Source organism: Serratia sp. A07, from assembly GCF_058725505.1.
On record NZ_JBZXDO010000025.1, the window covers coordinates 1 to 17228 of the forward strand.

18 protein-coding genes are annotated in these 17228 nt (G+C 61.5%); 6 read left to right on the top strand and 12 right to left on the bottom strand.

Going from position 1 to position 17228, the window contains the following annotated elements; all coding sequences use genetic code 11:
• Nucleotides 1-163: 163 nt before the first annotated feature.
• Together AC4PR2_RS20380 and AC4PR2_RS20385 are read right to left on the bottom strand one after the other, a co-directional pair.
• On the bottom strand, nucleotides 164-1105 hold the full coding sequence (locus AC4PR2_RS20380; protein ID WP_070913628.1) for an ornithine cyclodeaminase family protein: 942 nt from the start codon (nucleotides 1103-1105) through the stop codon (nucleotides 164-166).
• Entirely contained in the window at nucleotides 1092-2060 is a 969-nt protein-coding gene (locus tag AC4PR2_RS20385; RefSeq protein ID WP_337046935.1) for a threonine/serine dehydratase, read from the bottom strand. Before AC4PR2_RS20385 ends, AC4PR2_RS20380 begins: the two co-directional genes overlap by 14 nt.
• A gap of 36 nt (nucleotides 2061-2096) precedes the next feature.
• On the opposite strand from AC4PR2_RS20385, the gene AC4PR2_RS20390 reads away from it, so the two are divergent.
• A complete protein-coding gene (locus AC4PR2_RS20390; protein ID WP_126191937.1) occupies nucleotides 2097-2417 on the top strand; it encodes a hypothetical protein in 321 nt (106 codons plus the stop codon).
• 132 nt (nucleotides 2418-2549) lie between these two features.
• On the top strand, nucleotides 2550-3830 hold the full coding sequence (locus tag AC4PR2_RS20395; protein ID WP_055316928.1) for a YidR family protein: 1281 nt from the start codon (nucleotides 2550-2552) through the stop codon (nucleotides 3828-3830).
• Between the two features lie 30 nt (nucleotides 3831-3860).
• Here the strand turns inward: AC4PR2_RS20395 and AC4PR2_RS20400 are convergent, their stop codons facing one another.
• Nucleotides 3861-4208, bottom strand: a complete 348-nt coding sequence (locus AC4PR2_RS20400) for a YceK/YidQ family lipoprotein (RefSeq protein WP_016929593.1) — start codon at nucleotides 4206-4208, stop codon at nucleotides 3861-3863.
• A gap of 309 nt (nucleotides 4209-4517) precedes the next feature.
• On the opposite strand from AC4PR2_RS20400, the gene ibpA reads away from it, so the two are divergent.
• The 3 genes from ibpA to AC4PR2_RS20415 all read left to right on the top strand — a co-directional run bounded on the left by ibpA (nucleotide 4518) and on the right by AC4PR2_RS20415 (nucleotide 7286).
• Nucleotides 4518-4931: a small heat shock chaperone IbpA gene (gene ibpA / locus AC4PR2_RS20405; RefSeq protein WP_004933919.1), complete on the top strand. Its 414-nt coding sequence runs from the start codon at nucleotides 4518-4520 to the stop codon at nucleotides 4929-4931.
• 100 nt (nucleotides 4932-5031) lie between these two features.
• Nucleotides 5032-5460, top strand: coding sequence for a small heat shock chaperone IbpB (gene ibpB / locus AC4PR2_RS20410; protein WP_004933922.1), 429 nt, complete (start codon nucleotides 5032-5034; stop codon nucleotides 5458-5460).
• Nucleotides 5461-5627: 167 nt separating this feature from the next.
• Nucleotides 5628-7286 carry a putative transporter gene (locus AC4PR2_RS20415; protein WP_443014821.1) on the top strand — a complete coding sequence of 553 codons (1659 nt, stop codon included), beginning with the start codon at nucleotides 5628-5630 and terminating at the stop codon, nucleotides 7284-7286.
• A gap of 10 nt (nucleotides 7287-7296) precedes the next feature.
• On the opposite strand, the gene AC4PR2_RS20420 is transcribed toward AC4PR2_RS20415, so the two are convergent.
• The 4 genes from AC4PR2_RS20420 to AC4PR2_RS20435 all read right to left on the bottom strand — a co-directional run bounded on the left by AC4PR2_RS20420 (nucleotide 7297) and on the right by AC4PR2_RS20435 (nucleotide 11422).
• On the bottom strand, nucleotides 7297-7677 hold the full coding sequence (locus AC4PR2_RS20420; RefSeq protein WP_492175399.1) for a type II toxin-antitoxin system VapC family toxin: 381 nt from the start codon (nucleotides 7675-7677) through the stop codon (nucleotides 7297-7299).
• The gene (locus tag AC4PR2_RS20425; protein ID WP_004933932.1) at nucleotides 7677-7898 is read right to left on the bottom strand and encodes a ribbon-helix-helix domain-containing protein; all 222 of its coding nucleotides are present in this window, start codon (nucleotides 7896-7898) and stop codon (nucleotides 7677-7679) included. The genes AC4PR2_RS20420 and AC4PR2_RS20425 overlap by 1 nt, the downstream gene beginning before the upstream one ends.
• A gap of 74 nt (nucleotides 7899-7972) precedes the next feature.
• Complete coding sequence (locus AC4PR2_RS20430; protein ID WP_004933935.1) at nucleotides 7973-9223, bottom strand: valine--pyruvate transaminase; 1251 nt, start codon at nucleotides 9221-9223, stop codon at nucleotides 7973-7975.
• A 135-nt stretch (nucleotides 9224-9358) separates the two neighbouring features.
• A complete protein-coding gene (locus AC4PR2_RS20435) occupies nucleotides 9359-11422 on the bottom strand; it encodes an alpha-amylase (RefSeq protein ID WP_443014822.1) in 2064 nt (687 codons plus the stop codon).
• Between the two features lie 195 nt (nucleotides 11423-11617).
• Between AC4PR2_RS20435 and AC4PR2_RS20440 the strand changes: the two genes are divergently transcribed.
• Nucleotides 11618-11770, top strand: a complete 153-nt coding sequence (locus AC4PR2_RS20440; RefSeq protein ID WP_443014823.1) for a hypothetical protein — start codon at nucleotides 11618-11620, stop codon at nucleotides 11768-11770.
• Between the two features lies 1 nt (nucleotide 11771).
• Here AC4PR2_RS20440 and ghrB read toward each other — a convergent pair whose 3' ends face one another.
• From ghrB to AC4PR2_RS20465, 5 genes are all read right to left on the bottom strand, one after another.
• Complete coding sequence (ghrB, locus tag AC4PR2_RS20445; protein ID WP_016929588.1) at nucleotides 11772-12749, bottom strand: glyoxylate/hydroxypyruvate reductase GhrB; 978 nt, start codon at nucleotides 12747-12749, stop codon at nucleotides 11772-11774.
• A gap of 73 nt (nucleotides 12750-12822) precedes the next feature.
• Nucleotides 12823-14091: an MFS transporter gene (locus tag AC4PR2_RS20450; RefSeq protein ID WP_060424334.1), complete on the bottom strand. Its 1269-nt coding sequence runs from the start codon at nucleotides 14089-14091 to the stop codon at nucleotides 12823-12825.
• A gap of 141 nt (nucleotides 14092-14232) precedes the next feature.
• On the bottom strand, nucleotides 14233-15198 hold the full coding sequence (locus tag AC4PR2_RS20455; protein ID WP_060424404.1) for a sugar kinase: 966 nt from the start codon (nucleotides 15196-15198) through the stop codon (nucleotides 14233-14235).
• 7 nt (nucleotides 15199-15205) lie between these two features.
• On the bottom strand, nucleotides 15206-15958 hold the full coding sequence (locus AC4PR2_RS20460; protein WP_060424332.1) for a sugar phosphate isomerase/epimerase family protein: 753 nt from the start codon (nucleotides 15956-15958) through the stop codon (nucleotides 15206-15208).
• Between the two features lie 166 nt (nucleotides 15959-16124).
• Nucleotides 16125-17159 carry a LacI family DNA-binding transcriptional regulator gene (locus AC4PR2_RS20465; protein ID WP_038875990.1) on the bottom strand — a complete coding sequence of 345 codons (1035 nt, stop codon included), beginning with the start codon at nucleotides 17157-17159 and terminating at the stop codon, nucleotides 16125-16127.
• Nucleotides 17160-17228 lie beyond the last annotated feature (69 nt).

Below are 17228 nucleotides of genomic sequence, written 5' to 3' on the forward strand. Positions count from 1 at the left end.
AAGCGCAGCGAATTCTTTGGGGGAGAATTTAAGAACGGTATCAAGAGCCTGACTCAGCAACATAAAAAAATCCGTAATCTCAGAGAGATTACGGATTCTTACACAGCGACAGGATCGTTCAAGTGATCCTTAACTGATCGGCATTAGGCGCTGCGGCGCCCCTTTATATTGCCGCCAACACCCCTTTGGCGATCTGCAGATCCTGAATCGCCAGCCCGGTAAGATCGGCGATGGTGATGTGCTGCGACTCGCTTCGCAACCGCCCGCCCTGCGCCAAGAGGGCGCCCATTTCGACGATTGGCGTTGAAGTGAGCCTGTTTTGCCGATAAGCCGTCGCGATCTCGCCGTAGTCAGCACATTGCGCCAGCGCATCGACCAGCAGCGCGTCCGCATTGGCCACCAGATCGGTCGCCAGCTCCTGCTTGCCTGGCGCGTCGGCGCCCACGGCGGTGATGTGCGTGCCGGGCCGGATATCCGCCGCCTGCAAGATCGGTTCGCGGCTGGGCGTGGTGGTCACGATCAGCTGACAGTGCGCCGCCAGTTCCGCCGCGTCCTGCGTGGTCAGCACCCGAAAACCTTCTGCCTCGGCATCGCGCCGATACGCCGCCAGCGCCTGTTCGTTGCGGCCCCACACCCACACCTCGCGGCAATCGGTCACCGGTTTCAGGCATTGCAGCTGTAGCCGCGCCTGCAGGCCGGTGCCGACCATGCCGATCGCCTGAATATGCGGCGGCGCGCACAGCTCGGCGGCGATGCGGCCGGCCAGTGCGGTGCGCAGCGCGGTCAGCCAGCCCTCATCCTGCAGCAGCGCCCGGGGTTCGCCGGTCTGGGCGGAGAACGCCATCACCAATCCCTGATTGCTGGCCAGGCCGCGTTCGGCGTTGCGATAGAAACCGGCGGACACCTTGACCACGAACAGCTCGTCGCCTTCCAGCCAGGCGGATTTGATGCAGCAATCGCCGGCGGCCTGTTCGAACAGGAAATGCTGCACCGGCGGCTGTTGCACCTGCCGCTGCGAATAGGCGATAAACCCCTGCTTCAGCAGCGCGGTTATGGCCTCGGCGTCGAACGCGGCGAGGATTTGCTGCTGATTAAGGATGCGCATCGGCGATGGCCTTAAGGTATTTCTCCAGCACGATATTTTTGCCGCACAGCACCACCGCCACTTTTTTCCCCTGATATTCCGGCGCCAGTTTGATCGCCGCCGCCAGCGCCACGCCGGCCGCGCCTTCGATAATCCACCGATCGCTGGCGGCGATCCGGCGCATCGCGTGTTTGATCTCTGCCTCGCTGACCAGCACTTTACGGTCGATCAGCTGCTGGCACAGGGGAAAGGTCACGGCGCCCGGTTCGACGCCGCCGGCGGTGCCGTCGGACAGCGTTTCTTGCTCTTCCACCGGGAAGATATGGCCCGCTTCCAGCGCGCTGTACATGCTGGTGGCGTTTTCCGGCCAGCAGGCGATAAGCTGCGTGTTCGGCGACAATTGCCGCAAAACGGTGCCGATACCGGCGATATAGCCACCACCGCCCACCGCCACGAACACGGCGTCCAGACCGGTGAGCTGTTCAACCAGCTCCATGCCGCAGGTGCCCTGGCCGGCGATCACCTGCTCGTCGTTATACGGCGAAATATAGGTTTTTCCCTGTTCGCGGGCGGCCTGTTCCCCGGCCTGTTCGGCGTTCAGCGCATCGCCCGGCACCAATTCCACGGTGCCGCCCAGCGCGCGGATGGTGTCTAGCTTGATGCTCGCGGCCGTCTCTGGCGCATAAACCGTGACGCCAACGCCCATCAGCTGCCCCGCCAGGGCGACCGCCTGGCCGTGGTTGCCGGTTGAGGCGGCAATCACGCCGCGCCGGCGTTGCTCGCTATCCAGCAACCGCAGCTTGTTGCTGGCGCCGCGAAATTTAAAGGAGCCGGTGTGCTGCAGATGGTCGCATTTCAGATACAGCTCGCAGCCGAGCTGCTGCGAAAGCAGCACGCTGCGCTCCAGGGGCGTGACCCGTACCTGAGGGCGCAGTTGCTGATGGGCAGAAACAATGGCATCGAAGAGGGGATTCATACCGGCTCCGTAATATTCTGGACTTAAAAAACCAGTTTGTACTTTTTTGTATTGATTGTAAACCCCGTCGCCCGACCGCCGGGCAACCCGGCCCGCCAGCGGCAACGGCCGGGGAAGAGCATCGCGTTGGCGTTGAAAATAATCATTAACCTGTCGTTTAGCGACACGATTTTTTATTTATTTGCGTTAAGGAAGGTGCTGCCGCTGACTTATTTTGATGAAGGAAATGAGAATGAAAAAAATAGCGCTCGCGGCATCCGCCTATACGGCATGGGCGCCGTTGAGTTTCGCCGCCAGGAATGCGAACGCCTAATCGGCCGCTTATTTCCTGCCGACGCCGTCGTTCGGTTTAAATGATAAGACGCTGAAAAATAATTGCGTCATTTCGAACCGAAAAATCCTCCCGCCTTACCCGCGCAGGCCATGTGAAACGCTGTCGCCGATCCGGTAAGATGGCGACTCAGTGCCGGCATGCGCAGGAGAACCGCCATGAGCCATCGGGAAAAACAACTGACTTTCGACCCTCGCGGGCATCAGTTAACCAATATCAACGTCTGGACGCCGGACAGCCAATGGCTGGCTTATGACGTGCGCCCGCGCGGCGCCTCTTTCACCGGTCTGAGCATCGAGCGGGTCAACGTCGCCAGCGGCGCGGTGGAGGTGGTTTATCGCGCCCAGCACGGTGCCCACGTCGGCGTGGTCACGGTCAGCCCCGATGCGCCGGCGCGCTATGCCTTTATCCACGGCCCGGAGCACCCGGACAGTGCCTGGCAGTATGATTTTCACCACCGCCGCGGGGTGATCGTCAGCGAACCGGATCGCGAGTTGGCCATCACCCTCGACGCGCTGGATATCACCGCCCCCTACACGCCAGGTGCGCTGCGCGGCGGCAGCCATGTGCACGTTTTCAGTCCGGACGGCAGCCGCCTCAGCTTTACCTACAACGACCACGTCATGCACGAACGCGATCCGGCGCGCGATCTGCGCAACGTCGGGGTGGCCGTGCCGCTGCACGGGGTCAATCCGCCGAAACAGCACCCGCGCGAATATGACGGTAGCCACTATTGCGTGCTGGTCAGCGAGACGGTGCCGCAGCCGCAGCCGGGCAGCGATCAGATCAATCGCGCTTACGAAGAAGGCTGGATCGGCCGCGAGGGTTACCGTAAGGCCGATGGCAGCCGGCAGCGCTGGGCGTTGGCGTTCATCGGCGATACGCTGTCCGCCGCCGGCGAGAAGCTGCCGGAGGTGTTTATTGTCGATCTGCCGGAGAACGATGCCGATTACGCCAGGGCGGGCGCTTTGCCGCTGCAGGGGACGGAAAGCGAGTTGCCGGCGCCGCCGCAGGGCGTCAGGCAGCGGCGGGTAACCTTTACCGGCGATCGTCGTTATCCGGGCGTTGCCGGTGCGCCGCGCCATTGGCTGCGCAGCTCGCCGGACGGCAGCCAAATCGCATTTTTGATGAAGGACGACGGCGGCGTGGTGCAGCTGTGGACGGTGTCGCCGAACGGCGGGGAGCCGCGGCAGGTGAGCCGCAGCGAGCATGACATCCAGTCAGCGTTCAGCTGGCACCCGCAGGGCGGGGCGATTGCCTTGGTGTGCGACAACAGCGTGATGCTGTGCGAGGTCGCCGGCGGCCGCCTGCAGCGTTTAACGCAGCGCAGCGCGCAGCCGCCGTCGGCGGATGCCGTGGTGTTTTCACCGGATGGCAAGAAAGTGGCGTTTATGCGCGAGATAGCGGGGTTCAACCAGATCTTTGTGGTTGAGGTGTAAGGCGGGCCTGGCGGCCCGCTGCGTGCGCGACTAGTGGGTGGCGGTGCTGTCGTTGCCTTCGCCGGGATTGCCGGTTGCCGCCAGATTCTGCTGCTCGCTGCGCAGGATGCGCGCTTTTGGCGAGTCTGCGGTGGCGTCGTTGCCGGAACGCAGATAGTCGTAAGGCAGCAGTACGGTGTCCATCACTGCGGAAAACGGCAGATCCAGCGCCACCAGCGGCATCATCGCCCAGCTGGTGTTGTCGTCCTTCAGCATGTCCACGCTGGCGCGGGTGCCGGGGTAGTAACCCTGATTCGGGCCAGTATGGCTCATCACGCTGGAGCAACCGCTGGTCGCCAACAACATGCAGCCCGTCGCTATCGCTTTCATCGTCGTCATTAATCCATCCTGCAGGGTTGCTGTTCCCCTAAATTAAGCTGATTTATAACATCCTGTTGCTGCTTTTAAAGAAGCAAAATCCCGCTCTGTGGCGGCTCTCTCACTTTAGTGTAAGTGGTAAAAAAACTTTCGCCTAATCGGTGCGAAGTTTTTTTGATCCTCGCCTGTTGAATTGATGAAATCAACCCCCATTTTATCATCAGAGCCGAATTGAGAATTCGCCGTAAGGGAATTCTGGCTTAATTAGCCTGTCCAGAGTGGAAGGCGTATTTATTTCAACCTCGCTGAAGTGCCTTAGGAGGCTGTTTTATGCGTAATTTTGATCTTTCCCCGCTATACCGTTCCGCCATTGGTTTCGATCGCTTGTTCAACGCGCTGGAAGCCGGTCAGAGTCAGGGCAACGGCGGTTATCCGCCTTATAATGTCGAGCTGGTGGACGAAAATCATTATCGCATTGCCATCGCGGTAGCCGGGTTTGCCGAGCAGGAGCTGGAGATCACCACGCAAGATAATCTGCTGATCGTGCGCGGGGCGCACAATAACGAACCGGCAGAAAAAACCTATTTATACCAGGGCATCGCCGAGCGTAATTTCGAGCGTAAATTCCAGCTGGCCGAACATATTCAAATTAAAGGCGCCAAACTGGAGAATGGCCTGTTGTATATCGACATGCAACGCATCGTGCCGGAAACATTAAAACCGCGCCGCATCGAAATTAAATAAATTTCCGTTTCGCCGGCAGGTACGCTGCCGGTAAATAATACCTAGCCTGCCGTCAGGGGGCTGAATAAACACATCTCGCTTAATGAAAGGAGTTGTTCCTATGCGTAATTACGATTTATCTCCGCTTCTGCGTCAGTGGATTGGTTTTGATAAATTGGCCAGTTCAATGGGGGGCCAGGAACCCCAGGGGTTCCCACCGTACAACATCGAGAAAAGCGATGACAATCACTACCGCATTTCTCTGGCGCTGGCCGGTTTCCGGCAGAGCGAGCTGAATATCGAGGTGGAAGGGCCGCGGTTGACCGTTAGCGGTAAACCTACGCCGCCGGAAAAACAGGTCGAATACCTGCATCAAGGCCTGGTGTGCAAAGAGTTCCAGCTGACCTTCACCCTGGCGGAGCATCTGCAGGTGTCCGAGGCTAAATTTGAAAATGGCCTGCTGCACATCGATCTGGTGCGTCAGGTGCCGGAAGCCTTGCAGCCGCAGCGCATCGCCATCGGTGCGACGCCGGAGCTGGAAGCCAAATAACCGACTGAAAAACGGTCATCATCATGCGGGGGAGATCCAGACGGATCTCCCCCGCTGCGTTATGTGGCGCACGCCACAGTCCCCCCGTTTGTCCGATGTCATAATCCTTGTTAATTGTGTGCTTTTAACCGTGAATTCCCGATTCAACTTTGGCAAGGATGTGACCTATGAGCGATATCGCCCTGACCGTCAGCATGTTGGCGCTGGCGGCCGTCATTGGGCTGTGGATGGGGAACTGGAAGCTGTATAGCGTCGGACTGGGCATCGGCGGCGTGCTGTTCGGCGGCATCCTGGTCGGTCACTTCGCCCAGAGCGGGCAAATCAGCCTGAACGGGGACATGCTGCACTTTATCCAGGAGTTCGGCCTGATCCTGTTTGTCTACACCATCGGTATTCAGGTCGGCCCCGGTTTCTTCTCTTCGCTGCGCGTCTCTGGTCTGCGCCTCAACGCCTTCGCGGTGCTGCTGGTGCTGACCGGCGGCGTCGTGGCGGCGGCGGTGCACAAGCTGTTCGACGTGCCGCTGCCGATTATCCTCGGCGTGTTCTCAGGCGCGGTCACCAACACTCCGGCGCTGGGTGCCGGTCAACAAATCCTGACCGATCTCGGTTCCGATCCGGCGTTGGTGGACGGGATGGGCATGGGCTACGCCATGGCCTATCCGTTCGGCATATGCGGCATTCTGCTGGTGATGTGGCTGATCCGGCTGTTTTTCCGCATCAACATCGAGCGCGAGGCGCAGGCGTTTGAAAGCAGCCTGGGCAATCAGCGTGAGCTGCTGCACGCCATGAACGTGGCGGTGCGCAATCCCAATCTGCAGGGCATGGCGATCAAGCAGGTGCCGCTGCTCAACGGTGAAGCGATCGTCTGTTCGCGCCTCAAACGCGGGGAGCTGCTGATGGTGCCGGCGCCGCACGAGCGGCTGGAGCTTGGCGACTACCTGCATCTGGTGGGCAAACGCGAAGATCTGGAAAATGCCCGGCTGGTGATCGGCGAAGAGGTGGATGCCTCGCTGTCGACGCGTGGCACCGCGCTGCAGGTGGTGAGGGCGGTGGTGACCAACGAGCAGGTGCTGGGCAAGAAAATCCGCGATCTGAACCTGAAGCAGAAGTATGACGTGGTGATTTCACGCCTCAACCGCGCCGGCGTGGAGCTGGTGGCCGGCAGCAACGTGACGCTGCAGTTCGGCGATATTCTCAACCTGGTCGGTCGACCGGAGGCCATCGACGCGGTGACGGCAATCGTCGGCAACGCCCAACAAAAACTGCAGCAGGTGCAGATGCTGCCGGTCTTTATCGGCATCGGGCTCGGGGTGCTGCTCGGCTCCATTCCGCTGTTCGTGCCCGGCTTCCCGGCGGCATTGCGGCTGGGGTTGGCCGGCGGGCCGCTGGTGGCCGCGTTGATCCTGGGGCGCATCGGCAGCATCGGCAAGCTGTATTGGTTTATGCCGCCGAGCGCCAACCTGGCGCTGCGCGAACTGGGCATCGTGCTGTTTCTGGCGGTGGTCGGATTGAAGTCGGGCGGCAACTTCATCGATACGTTGTTGCACGGCGAAGGGCTGACGTGGATTGGTTATGGCGCATTGATCACCGCCATTCCGCTGCTGAGCGTCGGTATTCTGGCGCGCACGGTGGGCAAGATGAACTACCTGACGCTGTCCGGCATGCTGGCGGGATCGATGACCGATCCGCCGGCGCTGGCCTTCGCCAACGGTCTGCATCCCACCAGCGGCGCCGCCGCGCTGTCTTACGCCACCGTGTATCCGCTGGCGATGTTCCTGCGCATCATGTCGCCGCAGCTGCTGGCGGTGCTGTTCTGGACGCTGTAAGGCTGCCCGACTACAGCCGGTAAGGCATTAACACGCCGTTGTCAGTGCCGAAATCTTTGGGATTGCGGGAGATGAGCGTCCGGAACCCCACCTGCGCGGTGGCCCAGATAATGGCGTCCGGCAGCTTCACATGCTGTGAGTGGCGCAGTTCTACGGCGCGTTCGGCAACTTCATCGGTAATAGGCAGCAGCAGGAATTGCCCTAAAAACTGGCGCGTTTTCAGCTCCAGCGCTGGCCCCTGTTTTTTGGCACCCACCATCACTTCCATCCAGGTGATGGCGCTAATAGCCGGGTTGATGTGGTATGCGGTCAGAACGTCTTTGGCTTGAGGAATGCCGTTGAGATAATCGATCAGGATATTTGTGTCGAATAACGCCCGTTGAGCCACCATTATTCCCACTCCTCGCGCTGACGATTTTCGTAGTCTACGCCATCGCCCATCGCCCCGGACCAGAGCCCGAAAGCATTGCTGGGATCTTCAACGTGGTTCTCCGTCAGATAACGGGAGACGGCCTGACGGATGATTTCGGCCCGGGGAACGTGGCGGATATTTTTCAGATTGTCGAGCTGCCGCAGGTCTTCTTCAGGTAAATCGATCACGATGCGGGTCATCGCTAGCCCTCCAAAAAAAGATATACGATATATGCATCGTATATCTTTATCGGTCGATTTTCAATCAGCTGGCGTTAGCCTTCCTGATGCGCGCGCTCGATCTCTTCCGCCAGGATCGCCACGCCGCGCTCGATTTTCTCCGGGTCGGGCACGTAGTTCATGCGCATGCACTGGTGGGTGTGCGGCCAGTCGTGCTCCAGCCCCGGGAAGAAGTAGTGGCCCGGCACCATCAGCACGCCGCGCTTTTTCAGGCGCTGATACAGCACTTCGGTGGTGATCGGCAGATCCTTGAACCACAGCCAGAGGAAGATAGCCCCTTCCGGTTTGTGGATCAGGCAGCGCTCCGGCGACAGGTAGCGGCGGATAATCTCGATGGTGTGCTCGACGCGCTGTTTGTAGAACGGGCGAATCACCTCGTTCGACAGGCGCAGCAGATCGCCGCGCGCGATCATTTCTGTCGCCATCGCCGGCCCCATGCTGCCCGGCGACAGGCTGATGATGCCGTTCATGTTGGTCAGCGCGGTGATCACCTTCTCGTCGGCGATCACGATGCCGCAGCGCGAGCCCGGCAGGCCGAGTTTGGACAGGCTCATGCACAGGATGGTGTTCGGGTTCCACAGCGGCGTGGCGTCGCTGAAGATGATGCCGGGGAACGGCACGCCGTAGGCGTTGTCGATCACCAGCGGAATATCGCGCTGCTGCGCCAGCAGGTCGAGCTTCATCAGCTCTTCGTCGGTGATCACGTTGCCGGTCGGGTTGGTCGGCCGTGAAACGCAGATCATGCCGATGTCGTCGCCGATGGTGAGGTGTTCGAAATCAACGTGATACTTGAACTGGCCATCCGGCAGCAGCTCGATGTTCGGCTTGGCGGAGACGAACAGCCCTTCGTCCAGCCCGGCGTCGGCATAGCCGATATATTCCGGCGCCAATGGGAACAGCACGCGGCGGCGCGAACCGTCGGCATAGCGGCCGGCGAACAGGTTGAACAAGTAGAAAAACGCGCTTTGGCTGCCGTTCGTCAGTGCAATATTCTGTGGCGAAATCTCCCAGCCGAGCTCGTCGCGCAGCAGATTGGCCAGCGCTTTCAGCAGCGCGTCCTTGCCTTGCGGGCCGTCGTAGTTGCACAGCGCTTCGGTCAGTTTGCCCTGATCGAGCATCTCCTGGCACAGCTGTTTGAAGTAGGCTTCCATCTCTGGGATCTGCGCCGGGTTGCCGCCGCCGAGCATGATGGCACCGGGGGTGCGCAGGCCTTCGTTCAGGTCGTCCATCAAACGGGTAATGCCCGCATAACGGGTAAATTTTTCGCCGAAAAGTGAGAAAGTCATAGGTGCAGCAGTACTGTTTCTTAGCAGGTAATCCCCCACCATACCGCCAGACAAATCCCGCTGCAACGCGGCCGACAAATCGACCAATGGGCACAAACTTCGCCCATTGGCCGATTAGCAGCATATTACGCTGGATTATTGTGACCGTTCGCCGGCCCACACCACCATCACCTTATCGTCGCCGAGCCGGCGGCTGAAGGCGTAGTAGGTGGCGTGCGGCTGCGGGGTTTGCACGCCGCCGCCGATCGCCGGATGGCGAGCGCGGAACTGCCCCAACCGTTGCCAGTGGGCCAGCAGCGGGGCTTTTTCCCCCAGCAGCTCACGCCAGTTCATGTCGGAGCGGGTACCCTGCAGCGGATCGGAACCGGTTGGGCCGAGCGGGCGGCCGCTTTCATCGCCGTAGTAAATCTGCACCGCGCCCGGCGCCAGCAACAGCAGGTTAGCCGCCCGCTGTTGCAGCGGCAGCGAGCCTTTGGCGTCGCTGGCGAAGAACAGCCGGGTGTCGTGTGAAGAGAGGTAGCTCAGCACGTTGAAATCCTGCAGCCGCTCGGCCATCTGCCGGTAGGTGGCATCGATGTCGGCAAAGCAGCCCAATGCCTGCGCCGCCTGGTCCTGGAAGTCGAAGTTGATCATCGCGTCGAAGCCGTTTTGGTAATAGTCGCTTTTCATCACCCCGTGGCCCCAGGCCTCGCCGGTCATCCAAAACGGCGCGTCATCCAGCGCCTGCTGCGGATGCTCCGCTTTCCACGCCGCCAATGCCGCCGTGGCGCGCTGCTTCAACAGCGCCAGTGTCGGTTTTTCCACGTGCTTGGCGGTATCGACGCGAAAACCGTCGATGCCGTAATCGCGCACCCACTGGCTGAGCCAGACGGTCAGGTAATCACGGGTGGTGGCGCCGGGAATGTCGCGCGCGGCGGTGTCGGGTTTGTGGCGATAGAACAGCGGCAGGCCGCTGGCGCCGGGCGCTTCGGTTTTGATGTCCGGCAGGAAGGCCAGCGACATCGTCAGGTCGTCATAGCCCGGTGAGTCATAGTCGCCGATGTCGGTGCGGATCCAGTTTTTCCCCCACCATTGGCGCCAGCCCGCTTTGTCGCTGAAGTTGATGTAGTCGTTGAAGCTGTGCCAGTTTTGCCCCGGTCCGGGGCGCCAGTCGCTCCAGTTTTTCCCCAGGGTTTTCTCCACCTCTGTACCTTGCAGATACAGCGAGCCGAAGTGGAACGTCTGCATATCCGCCAGCGTGGCGTAACCGACATGGTTCACCACCACGTCGAACAGAATGCGAATGCCGCGCCGATGCGCCTGCTCGACCAGCGTGCGCAGCTCCTGTTCGGTGCCCATGTTGGCGTCGAGGCGAGTCCAGTCCAGCGCGTAATAGCCGTGATAGGCGTAATGCGGGAAATCGCCTTTGGTGCCGCCGCCAACCCAGCCGTGGATCTGCTCCAGCGGCGAGCTGATCCACAAGGCGTTGACGCCCAGCTGCTGCAGATAATCCAGTTTCTGCGTCAGGCCGGCCAGATCGCCGCCGTGAAAGGTGCCTATTTCCTGCAGGCCGTCGCTGCGGCGCCCGTAGCTGTGGTCATTGGCCGGGTTGCCGTTCTCAAAGCGATCGGTCAGCACGAAGTAGACCGTGGCGTTATGCCAGCTGAACGCCGCCGGTTTCGCCGTGGCGGCGGATTCCAGCAGCAACAGGCCGCCGCTGGCGGCGGCGGGCTGCAGCGTGATTTTCCCCTGGCTCACCTGCGCCGTTTGGCCGGAATAGAAATCGCGCAGCGTTTCGCCTTCGGCGAAGGTGGAGGCGACGTCGACCGTGACCGGCTTGCCGTCCCAGCGCGGGCAGCTGCGGACGGCAACGGCGGTGTTTTCCGGCGCGCTGCTCAGGCTGAGCTGCAGCGTCGGCGTGCCGCTGCGGGTGTCGATACGCACCTGATAGTCGCCGGTGCGGAACTGCCGCCAGCTGACCGGCGGATGAGTGCCGCAGGGCTGCAGCGACAGCGTCTGGTTAAGCTTCACCGCCTCGGCCGGCTGCCAGCAGTGGTTATCCTGATACAGCCGCAGCGGCAGCTGGCCTTTGGGCAGCGCGGCCTGGCTGGCGAACAGCCCGGCGGCCGCTTCGTCGAAGGCCGGGAAGCCCGGCAGCGTCCAGCCGGCCAGCGCCGAAGGCGACAGCAGCATCAACAAGGGCAGGGGTAACAGTTTCATGGCTCTCCTTACGCGCGGCAGGAAGCGTTTTTTCGCAGGGTAGCGCCCAGTGTGGCAAACGGTGGAAAAATGGCCTCCTCCCTGCGGGGGTTTTTCGGGGAGGAGAGGAAGGGCGGAGCGTTTTCGGATTGATTCGGCTTGGCTTTGCGCGCGCGCTGCGGCAGATTAAACGATGAACATCAAAGGAGGTTAGCGATGACGGACAAAAACTGGCGAGAAGAGATCGTTCAGGCAATTCAGGATGCCGAATTGCAGCTCTTTGCCGAAGAACATCAGCTGCAGGCGCTGTTCGCGCCGCAGCAGGAAGAGCAACACGGCCGGTTATCTGCAGACCACCGGCCGCGCTGAGTTATTTCCGCAACAGCTGCGGGTTGACGCAGTTTTCTTTCACCGTGCCGGTCAACGCGGCGATCAAATTATCCACCGCGCAGGCGGCCATGCCGTAGCGCGTTTCATGGGTGGCGGAGCCGATGTGCGGCAACGCCACCACGTTCGGCATGCTGAGCAGCGGCGAGTTGGCCGGCAGCGGCTCTTTCTCGAACACGTCCAACCCGGCGGCGTGGATCACGCCGTTTTGCAGCGCTTCGATCAGCGCCTGCTCATCCACCACCGGCCCGCGGCCGGCGTTGATCAGAATGCCGCTTTTCTTCATTTTCGCCAGCTGATCGCGGCCGATCATGTGGAAGGTTTGTTCGGTCAGCGGCAGCGTGATGCAAACGAAATCCGACTCGGCCAGCAGGGTGTCCAGATCGCAGCGGCGCGCGTTGAAGCGCTGTTCCGCCTCTTCATGCGTGCGGCGGGCGTTGTACAGCACCGGCATGCCGAAACCGAAATGCGCGCGCTGCGCCAGCGCCAGGCCGATGCGCCCCATGCCGAGGATGCCGATGGTTTTATGGTGCACGTCGACGCCGAACCAGTCCGGCCCGATGCTGCCGCGCCATTCGCCGGCCTTTACCCGCTCGGCCACTTCCACCACCCGGCGCGCGGTCGCCAGCACCAGGCTCATGATGGTGTCGGCGACGGTTTCGGTCAGCACCGTCGGGGTGTGCATCAGCAGCACGTTATGGGCGTTGAGCGCCTCGACGTCGAAGTTGTCGTAGCCGACGGAAACGGTCGAGGCCGCGCGCAGTTTGGGTGCCTGCTGCAGGAAGGCTTCGTCAATTTTACCGCCGGAACCGATGATCCCTTCGGCCTGCTGCAGCGCCTGGCGCAGTTCGTCGCGGTTCTCCGGCTGCAGGCCGTTGAAGGCGTGCACGGTGAAGTGCTGTTCCAGACGTTCACGCAGATCGGCAGGCAGGCTTTTGTACAATACGATAGAAGGCTTCATCACGAACTCCAGCTGGGCCAAAGGGGGCATGGCGCCCCCCCGGTTGGGTTAACAGATAAAAAGTATAACCGGATCAAGCCAATTGCGGCTGGATCTCGTTGCGGGCGGGTTTGACGATCAGCGTCAGCACCACCGCCACCACCAGTGCGATGGCCATAAACATGTAAGAGGCCGCCGGGCTGCCGGTGGCGCCATTCAGATAGCCGACGAACCACGAACCGAAGAACGACCCCAGCGCGCCCATGCTGTTGATCAGCGCCATGGCGCCCCCGGCGACGTTTTTCGGCAGCATTTCCGGAATGATGGCGAAGAACGGCCCGTAGGGGGCGTACATCGCGGCGCCGGCGACCACCAGCAGGCCGTAGGAGATCCAGAAGTGGTTGGTGCCGACGGCGTAAGAGCCGAAGAACGCCAGCGCGCCGATCAGTAGCAGCGGCCAGACGAACAGCTTGCGGTTTTGCATTTTGTCCGACGCCCAGGAGACCACGATCATGGCGATGGTCGCCGCCAGATAAGGCACCGCCGACAGCCAGCCGGCTTCCACCATGCCCATCTGCATGCCGCTGCGCAGGATGGAAGGCAGCCACAGCACGAAGCCGTACACGCCGATGCTCCAGGCGAAGTACTGCACGCACAGCAGGATCACGTTGCGCGAACGGAAGGCTTCGCCGTAGTTGCGCACGGCCTTGATGCCTTTCTGCTCTTCGTCCAGCTGCTGTTGCAGCGCCAGTTTCTCCTCGGCGCTCAGCCAGCCGGCCTGCGCCGGTTTGTCTTTCGCCAGCACCCACCAGCAGAACGCCCAGATAACCGCCGGAATGCCCTCGATGATGAACATTTCGCGCCAGCCGAAAGCGTGAATGAGATAACCGGACACCACCGACATCCACAGCACCGTCACCGGGTTGCCGAGGATCAGGAAAGTATTGGCGCGTGACCGTTCCGATTTAGTGAACCAGTTGCTGATGTAGATCAGCATCGCCGGCATCACTGCCGCTTCCACCACGCCGAGGATAAAGCGGATGGCGGCCAACATCGGGATATTGCTGACCACGCCGGTCAGCGAGGCGCAACCGCCCCACAGGATCAGGCACCAGAAGATCAATTTTTTGACGCTGCGGCGTTCGGCGTAGATGGCGCCGGGAATTTGGAAGAAGAAATAACCGAGGAAAAACAGCGCACCCAGCAGCGAGGCCATGCCTTTGGTGATGCCGAGATCTTCATTGATGCCGGCGGCAGAGGCGAAGCTGAAGTTGGCGCGATCGAGATAGGCCAGGCTGTAGGTGATAAACACGATGGGCATGATGTACCACCAGCGTTTGGCCGCGACAGTCGCTTTGTTCATGTTCAGTATCCTTCAGTGGTGTTGCATCCCCTTCGCCCGGCACGCTGGGCATGCAAGACAAAGGGGCAGATGCTCTCCCGACGCGTCCCGGTTGTAGGGCCAGAGGCTGACGTCATGCGGAGAAGTCGTTTTTTTTTATTGTTATTCGGCCAGCGCCGCGCGGGTTGGCAGGCCTTCGCTGTCGCCGATGGCCTGGATCGCCAGCGAACCGATTTTGTTGCCGCGCTGCACCGCCTGTATCAGCGTTTTTCCTTCCAGCAGGGCGCTGAGGGTGCCGACGGCAAAGCCATCACCGGCACCGACGGTATCCACCACGTTGTCGACCTTCACTGCGGCCACTGCCGCCTTGTCACCGGCGGCGGTTTTAAACCAGGCGCCGTCCGGGCCGGTTTTGATGATCACCGCCTGCACGCCGCGTTCCAGATAGAAATCGGCGATGCCTTCCGGCGTCGATTGGCCGGTGAGGATCTGCCCCTCTTTCAGCCCCGGCAGCACCCAGTCGGCGGCGAATGCCAGCTGGTTCAGCTGCTCGATCATCACCTCGCGGCTAGGCCACAGCACCGGACGCAGGTTGGGGTCGAACGAAATGGTTTTGCCCATGGCGCGCATTTCGCGCGCCGCATGGTGGCACAGGGCCAGCGACTCGCTGGACAGCGCCGCTGCAACGCCGCTCAGGTGCAGGTGGCGTGCGGAACCGAAATACTCAGGGTCGAAATCGGCGACCGACAGGTGGCTGGCCGCCGAGCCTTTGCGGAAGTATTCCACGCTGGGATCGGTACCATCGGTGGTTTTGGATTTCACCTGAAAACCGGTGGGATAGTGGCCGTCGACCGTCACCTGCCGGTAGTTGATGCCTTCTTTTTTCAGCTGCTGCAGGGTGAAGCGGCCGAACGAATCGTTGCCGACGCGGCTGACCCAGCCGACGTTCATGCCCAGACGCGCCAGGCCGATCGCCACGTTTAGTTCGGCGCCGGCGATGCGTTTGGTGAAGGTTTCCACCTCCGCCAAATCGCCGGTTTGCGCCGCCACGAACATCGCCATGGCTTCGCCCAGCGTGACCACATCCAGGGGCGCCTGCTGCGCCGTCGTTGCCGTTAACGTTGTCATCATGGGGTTACTCCGCACGCAAGATATTGACGTAATGGCGGGTGACTGCTTCCAGATCATCGCCCTGCAACGGGAATTCGATGCCGCGCGGCGCATCGTGCGGCAGGCGGGCCAGCAGATCGCGCCAGCTGCCGTCGGTATCGTCCAGCGCGACGGCGCGCCAGCCGCGCGGGCCTTGGGTGGCGGCTTTGACGTGCACGTAACCGACGTGGCGGGCCAGGCGTTCGGCGGCGGCAAAGGCGTCTTGCCCCACCCACAGCCAGTTGGCCATATCGAAGGTCATGCTGACCGGCAGGTGGCTATCTTCCGCGGCGTGGAAAAAGGCGTTCAGCATCGACAAAATGCCGCAGTCCGGCGTCTGATCGTTTTCGACCACCAGTTTGACCGGGTGCTGCTCCAGCGCCACTTTCAGCTCGGTAAAATCGAAGCCGGGGCGGAAATGGCCGAGGGAAAGCTTCAGCCGGCGCGCGTTCAGCGCCTGCGCTTCCGCCAGCAGCGCCGGCAGGTTAGGGTTCAGCGTATGTTGCGGGGTGAACAGCGCCTCAGGGGCGGAGTAGACGGCGAACAGCTGCTGGCGATCGATCTCTTGCGCCAGGGCCGGCAGGCTGTCCAGTTCGCCGGCGGCGAACAGTTCGCGGCGGATCTCCACCCCGTCGGCGCCTGCGCCGGCGATGATGGGCAACAGCGCGCGCTGGCCGCCGTGTTGTTTGACGGTATCGGTGCCGTAGGCACCGGTGACCACGATGATTTCTGTTTTCATTTTGACTCCTGAGGCGGCATTGTCGCCGCCGCTGCTGTTACCGGTACGTTAAATGGAACCGGTTCCAGCGGAAAGCGACAGAGTGTAAAAATATGATCGCAATCACGAAGCTGAGCAAAAAACAGCCGATGAGGGCGGGGCGGGCAACGGCCCCGGAGAAGGCGGGTTAGCGGGTGGTGGAGCCGCGGACGATCAGCTCGCCGGAGAACATCTGCTCGCCGCTGGGGGCAGCCAGGCCCTGAATGCGCTGCACCAGCCGCTCCAGCGCCGCGTGCCCCATTTGGTAGGTGGGCTGTTTCAGCGTGGTGATGCCGACGCCCGCCAGCTCCGCCCACTCCAGCTCGTCGAAGCCCAGCAGGCCGATGTCGTTGCCCCACTGAATGCCGAGCCGGCGCATGGCGCGCGCCACCTGCAGCGTCAGGGCGCCGTTAGCGGAGATCACCGCCTTGCGCATGCCGCGATGGCGGCCGCTGAAATCGCTCAGCACCTGCTCCAGCTTCTGCCGATCGTTGAGCGGCGTTTCGGCCTGCTCCGCCAACAGCGTGGGGTGCTGCGCCATGGTGTGTCTGAAAGCGTGCAGGCGTTCGAGACGGGTATTGACCGTACCGAGCGGCTCGCTGAGGAACAGGATTGCTTCGAAACCTTGTTGCAGCAGATGTTCGGTGGCGACGGTGGCGGCTTCGCGGTTGTTCAGGCCCACCACGTCGCAGGCGAAGTCGGGGATTTTGCGGTCGATCAGTACCATCGGCAGCATCGACTGTTGCAGCGTGGATAACGCTTCCTCGCGCATGCCGACCGCGTTGACCACGATGCCTTCCACCCGGTAACTGCTGAGCAGCTGCAGGTAGTGCTGTTCCTGATTGACTTCGTTGTTGGTGTTACACACCAGCAGGGTAAAGCCGTGCTGGCGGCAGGCGGCCTCGATGCCGCGCATCACGTCCACCGAATAGGGGTTGGTGATATCGGCGAGGATCAGGCCGATCAGGCGGGTCTGGCCGCCCTTTAGACTGCGCGCCATCTGGCTTGGCCGGTAGTCGAGCTGCCGGATCGCCTGTTCGATGCGCTGTTTGAGATCGTCGGAAAGCAGGTGTTGTTCACCATTCAGATAGCGTGACACGCTGGTCTTGCCGGTTTTGGCGATGCTGGCCACATCGCTGATGGTGGCGCGCCCTGAGGCGCGCGTTGCCTTGACAGTGCTCACAGCCGATCCCTCCTGCGGTTAATTGCCAAGGAGACTACCATACCCGATGTGCGGGCGGGAGTATTGAAG